Source organism: bacterium (assembly GCA_030247525.1).
GTDB lineage: Bacteria > Electryoneota > JAOADG01 > JAOADG01 > JAOADG01 > JAOTSC01.
Map to the genome: position 1 here is coordinate 1 of JAOTSC010000185.1, position 6,256 is coordinate 6,256.

Consider the following 6,256-nt stretch of genomic DNA (forward strand, 5'->3'; position numbering starts at 1 on the left):
CCAAATTCAATATTTAATGACCCCTTTTCGATGTTTAACGACCCGATGTTTAATTCGACAGTAGTACCGATAAAGGTTACTTCCTCAAAAGTGACAATTCAGGCAAAGCCATTGCCTGGTGGTAAGGGGAGTGGGGAAGTGTGGGTTGGGAATATTACGGTAACAGCATCGATTCAACCAACGACAATCCCAGTACATCAGTCTGCTACTTTAGTTCTGAACATCAAAGGAAATAGTTCGGTTAAGACATTAAATATGCCAGAGTTAAAACAAGTAAACGGCATTGAGTTTTATCCTCCGCAATCGAAGATTTTCGGCGAAGGCGAGAGTATCCGTCGTGAAATTCGCTATCCATTACTACCTCGGGCACCGGGCAAGTATACTTTGGAGTTTCAACCGATTTCTATTTTTGATCCAGCATCTAAACAGTATCGCAACTTCACTTCCGAAGAATTGACATTAGTGGCAGAAGGTGTGGCAGCAGGATCACAACCATCCGTTTACGTTCCTCAGGAACCACCGACTATTGCTGGTGAAGAACAACTACCGGTTCCAATTAATGAGAACACCGGAAATCCATTATTATTCCATAGTTTAACTTGGATTCTCTCTGGTGGAATAATTGGTATATCTCTATTAGCAAAGTTAATCCTGTTGTTACGTAACCGTGGTAGTGTACAAGAGCGAGGGAAGTTAAAAAAGATTCGATTGCAACTAATTGAAACTATTCGTAATTATGGCGAATCTTCTAAAACTACTTCTGAGGATATAGAACGTATTCTTGGAAATTACCTTGGAATACGTTATGGGAATCCAAATTTTCACTTTGCCCATCCCGATCAATTAGAATCAGTTAAAGAACCGTCAGCAGCAACATGGATGGCACTTTGGCAAGAGCTACGAGAATTGCGATATCAACCATCCCAACTGATAGAGCAGTTACGTGCTGATTGGAAGGATCGAACAATTCAGCTGTTAAAAGGGAGTGAGTTATGAAATTCTCCCTCTTACGATTTATATTTGTAACACTTTTCCTAGTTGGATTCTTTGATTTTGCGGATGCAAGTTCCAATTTTGGAAAAGCGAAAGAGTTACTCGTCAAAAAACAACCGGTTGCAGCGATCCGATTGTTGCACCCAGCTATCTCCTCGAATCAAGCGACTCCCGGCGAATGGCAATTAGCAGCTATTGCCTATTGGAATGCCTATGGGGGTGACTCATTAGCATATGCCTTACGAACTGCAACGATTGCCCATCGACTTTCCCCGAATTCTGAGACCAGACAGCTACTGAATTGGCTACGACAAAAAGTGTCGAATCGAATTGATGGTATACCAAAAATAGCTTTATTCCGCATTCTAAACACTACTTTTTTACAGGTCCCGGCTTTGCTTTTGTAGCTGTTAGGTGCAGTCGGTTCAATCGTAATCGGAGTCAGGATTCTCTTAGTAAGAGTCGAACCAACCGGATTCATCGTAGTTCTAAGTAAGAAGTATTTATTTGTGTTGGGATGCGCTTTCCTAACAATCAGCATAGCATTATCGATTTGGCAACACTATTCGATTACTACGCCGGTTGCTTTTGTAACACAAAACGGTGTGACTGTTCTGCAACAACCCGATCTTGGTGCCAAAGAAGTAACGACGCTATCGATTGGCACCGAAGTAAAACCACTCAGCGAATTCAGTCGTTGGCAGGAAGTTCAACTGCCCGATGGTCGTAAAGGCTGGGTGCAGGGTGCAACCTTATTACATGTTGTTTTGTAAAATGTTACGGAGTTCAGTGTGTTTTCTTTTTGATTTGCATGTCGCATAAGAAATAATCTTGATTCCAAAGCTATTTGACATACTAAAGTATAGCGTTTGGAGTAGATTCAAAGAACCTACCGAATAGTGCGCGACACTAAGCTACCGAAAACCCACAAATCACAAACTTTTGCAAATTCGTAAGTAGTTGTTATTTAGTATGTTTTTTGCCTACTTGAAATATGAACAGTTTACTAAAGAAAGAAGAAGTGAGGTATCACGTTGCCAACAGGTACCCCGCTGAATGCTTTGTACGTTGATCGCGCTATGTGTGTGCGAGGCACCCGCGCGACGTAGTCGCATTCATCGACCCATTGACAACCTAATCCCGTACAATGTCACAGGCACCATTTTGGACACTTTTCTCGAAGTAACCCATAACGGCGCGATTCTCTAACTTGGCAAACAGTTCACTAAGGTTTCGGGCAAGTACTACGTAACACCAATTCTTTCTACTAGGTAGAAGGATTTGAATACCGGTCTGAAGACCGGAGGCTTTGAAACGAACGTTGCACGGTAAAGTGTGGTATAGTTCCACGACCAATCGCCGAACCGTATGTTCGGTTATGCTGCGAGGCACCTAATCCTCCGTAAAGTATGTTATACAGATTTGTAGGTGTTTGCAACCAATGTCGCATAAGGAATATTATGTATAGTTATTATTTAGTGTGACAATATTGCACTATCTGACTGCTTTTATTGCTTGAATCTCACGTTCTATCCGTTCAGCTTCTTCCAATCTTCCATCATTGCGATACAACTCAACTTGCGATTCCATTACGCGTATTAGTTTTATATCGTTCGGACCGTTCTTTAGTAACTCCACAGCTTGTTCCATCGTCTGATAAGCTTCGTCATTGTTGCCCAAAGCATGAACTACTTCCGCTAAACCAGCCATCACAACGGCTTGCATGCGAATATTACCACTGGCTTGTATGATTGACAATGCTTCGTGCAGCATGTGATAAGCCTTTTCGAGTTCTCCTTTTCGGGTATATGATCCTGCCATTGCTCGCAAAACCAAACTCTCATTGCGCCGCTCACCGATGTTTCGACAAAATTCGAGAGCGAGTCCCAAATACTCCAAAGCAGTATCATCATCATTTCGATTCTGATAGCAAAAACCAAGATTAGATAGGATACTTGCAACCATGCGGAGATTGTTCTGCTTTTCGAACATTTTCATTGCCGGCAGATAACATTCTACCGCTTTATCATAATTGTGCATCATTTGATGGATGTATCCGTTGCATTCCAGTGCTGTTGCGATGATTGACTCATTGTTTGACAATTCTGCTACTTGAATCGCTTGTTGAACTACAGTAAGTGCTTGATCGAACTTGTATACTTGTTGTAATCCTTTCGCATAGCTGCACAACGACATCGCTTCCCCACTAATATTACCATTCAGTTTTGCCAGTTGAATCGCTTTAGCGATATACTTCTCTCCTTCGACAGGTTGATTCAATTCATAGTAAAATCCAGCGAGATTTGCTAACAGGACAAACTCTTTATTAGAATCAGGTGATGTTTCGTAGATACCTAATGCCGTTTGAAAACATTCATGCGCCTCGTTGCTTCGCCCTTGAACACGATGTAGATTTGCTAAATCAACGAAAATATTGGCAACTCGCCGATGGTCGTTCAACAATTGTGCAATGTTCAGAGCCGCTTGATACTGTAGGAATGCCTGCTCTGGTTCGGAATGAGTTTGCGCATTTCCCAATTCTTCTAAAACGTCGATTTCCATTGTTGGGAGCTCATGCTCGAATGCCATCCTTCGCGCTATTTCTAACAAATGAATCGATTCAGAATATGAGCCACTCATTCGGAGTTTACGTGCTTCGAGTAACATCGATTTCATCGTATCTTCCAACTCAGTTCCACTTGTCGACTGTTTAGAGGATTCTTCGCTCATTATCGCCTTCCGATTGTTTTATTGTTCTACAACATAATAAAAAGGGGTACCCATCGGTACCCCTTACATGACGATTTAACATACTACTTGGTTTGAATTAGAATATCGATCCGGCGGTTTTGTGCTCGACCTTCACGGGTATTGTTATCGGCGATCGGTTGATCTTCACCTCTTCCTACTGAATTGATTCGACTTGCCGGTAACGCTAAGTTTGTTCGAAGATAGCTTGCAACTGCTGCTGCCCGTTGTTCAGAGAGTTCCTTGTTTGTATCATTGTCACCCAAAGCATCGGTATGACCTTCAACTACGAAGGTTGCACTCGAAACTTCCTGAACCGCTTGAACGACCCGATTCAAGAACTTTTGCATAGATTGGTTGACCGTTGCAGTACCTGAGGGAAAACTTATTCCTGTCAAGCGCAAAAGTATTGTTCCCTTTTGCACTACCACTGATTGTGCCTCTTTCGCTGTGAACGCTCCACCGATTCGCTTTGCTTTCTCTTCCAATTGTTGTGCGCGTTTGAGTGCTTCCGATTCCTTCTCGACAACACCAAGTTTGCCTTCCAACTCTGCGACCCGTAACTGTGCTTGTGCCAATTCCTGTTCTAATCGGTTTCTGGTTTGGATATAATTTTGTTCGAGGAAACTATACTGTTGTTCTTTCAAACTCAGTTGCGATTCAGCAGATAACCTTAGCGAATCAGTTGCGTGTAACAGCTGAGCGCCCGCCCCATCGGCACCATCGCTCCAATCGATATCCAGTTGTAACCGACGAGCAATTCCGCTAAAGTGCTCCTCATACCCTAAAAACGCCTTTTCCCAACCAGCTTTTTCCCGTTCAAATCGTTTTGCTGTTTCGGTAATTCGGAGGGCGTGTTTTCCTTCCATTGTGGCAAATCTTGCTGAGCTTTTCGCTCGCTCTGATACAGATGTATTCTGTTTCAATTCATTTTCTGCGATGTTTAGCGCATCACTGGCTGAACGGAATGTAAGCGGAGCGATCTCGTCGGCTCCAGCTTTACGCGCGGTTTCGATCGCTTCCCGAGCGGCTTTCAGCACAGTGTTTCGAATCGCTTCGCTTTCAGCGCGTTGAAACTTATCAATCATTTCTTTCTGTTGTTTTCGGGCTGCATCGAGCGAATTGTCTTCGATTTGCGAAACTGCTTTTCTCCAAAGGTTGTTCGCTTCCTCCCACTCGCGCTTAGCAGCTGAGGGTGCATCCACCATGATTGCACGCGACCGTGCTGGAATCACTTCCTTCAACACAAGTTTCGCGACATTTGCTGTTTCATAAGCTTTCTTTGCGAGGGTGTAGGAAGCGTTCAGCAGCTCATCGATGTCCTTTGAAGATTTTTTCAAAGTTTCTTTTTTACGTGCTTCATCAAACAAATCCTTCGCTTTTGCAAATGATTCTGGACTCAGCACTGCCGCATTCATCGAGTCGGCATCGGCAATCGCCATTTCCGCTTTTTCAAACAAAGCCAATCCATTCTGAGCAAAACCAACAGAAACTAAACCGATAATCAATACACCTATAAGCGATATAACACTCATTGAAAACTTAGTTCGCTTCACAATCTACTCCTACACTTGAACCTTACAGGGAACATTGTGTTATCTGACTACAACATTCACCAAACGGTCTGGTACGATAACTTCTTTTAAAATCGTATTGCCACGGGTCAACTTACGATAGGTTGCATCTTCGTGCATCCTGCTAATAATTTCATCTCGAGTTAATCCACGTGGCAAAGGAAAATGTCCACGCACTTTTCCGTTTATTTGCAATACGTAATCTACCGTATCCTCCAACAGCCATTTTGGATCGGGTACCGGATACGAGCAATCGAAAAGATTTCCCGGTTCTCCCAACCGTTCCCAAATCTCACAAAAGAGATGCGGGGCAAGCGGTGCTGCCGCTAAGGCGAAATGCTTGAGGGATGCAGTGAACGCTCCAGCTTCCGATGGTTTCACCTCCCATGCATAGTATTCGTTCACACAAGTCATCAGCGCTGCGATTGCAGTATTAAACTTGAATTGAGAAACACCCCGATCTATGCACTCGGTCATACGATGGAGGGCGCGTTGGATCTTTTCCGGAATCGGTTCTTCTACGCTTGCGTTAACATCTGCCCGTAATGCCAACCGCCATATCCGGTTCACGACTCGCTCGATTCCTGTAATACCACCATCATTCCAATCGCCACCAATGGCATAATCGCCCATGAACATCAAGTACATCCGGAAGACATCAGAACCGTATTGTTCGATGAATGGCTCAGGATTCACGACATTCCCGCGCGACTTCGACATACGCGAGCCGTTGTGGGTGATCACACCTTGGTGTACCAACTTCTTGAACGGTTCTTTGAAACCAATAAGCCCCGCCTTGTACAATGCATGGCAATCGAAACGTGAGTACAGCAAATGTCCGTAAGTATGCTCAGTACCGCCGATATAAGTATCGACCGGAAGCATCCGGTTAACAATCTCTTGATCGAACGGTTGTTGATCGTTTTGGGCACATGGAAACC

7 protein-coding genes are annotated in these 6,256 nt (G+C 43.8%); 3 read left to right on the top strand and 4 right to left on the bottom strand.

Features of this window, described 5'->3' with window-relative positions:
* The 3 genes from OEM52_13160 to OEM52_13170 all read left to right on the top strand — a co-directional run.
* Positions 1-996 (top strand): BatD family protein (locus OEM52_13160; protein MDK9701086.1); only part of this gene is annotated, 996 nt, incomplete at its 5' end.
* Positions 993-1,400, top strand: coding sequence for a hypothetical protein (locus OEM52_13165; GenBank protein MDK9701087.1), 408 nt, complete (start codon positions 993-995; stop codon positions 1,398-1,400). The genes OEM52_13160 and OEM52_13165, both read left to right, overlap by 4 nt.
* Before the next feature lie 102 nt (positions 1,401-1,502).
* Positions 1,503-1,766 carry an SH3 domain-containing protein gene (locus OEM52_13170; protein ID MDK9701088.1) on the top strand — a complete coding sequence of 88 codons (264 nt, stop codon included), beginning with the start codon at positions 1,503-1,505 and terminating at the stop codon, positions 1,764-1,766.
* Between the two features lie 361 nt (positions 1,767-2,127).
* Here OEM52_13170 and OEM52_13175 read toward each other — a convergent pair whose 3' ends face one another.
* From OEM52_13175 to OEM52_13190, 4 genes are all read right to left on the bottom strand, one after another.
* Positions 2,128-2,385: a hypothetical protein gene (locus tag OEM52_13175; protein MDK9701089.1), complete on the bottom strand. Its 258-nt coding sequence runs from the start codon at positions 2,383-2,385 to the stop codon at positions 2,128-2,130.
* A 102-nt stretch (positions 2,386-2,487) separates the two neighbouring features.
* Positions 2,488-3,723, bottom strand: coding sequence for a tetratricopeptide repeat protein (locus OEM52_13180; GenBank protein MDK9701090.1), 1,236 nt, complete (start codon positions 3,721-3,723; stop codon positions 2,488-2,490).
* 83 nt (positions 3,724-3,806) lie between these two features.
* Complete coding sequence (locus OEM52_13185) at positions 3,807-5,297, bottom strand: OmpA family protein (GenBank protein ID MDK9701091.1); 1,491 nt, start codon at positions 5,295-5,297, stop codon at positions 3,807-3,809.
* 39 nt (positions 5,298-5,336) lie between these two features.
* Positions 5,337-6,256: class I tRNA ligase family protein (locus OEM52_13190; protein ID MDK9701092.1), on the bottom strand; the 920-nt coding region annotated here is incomplete at its 5' end.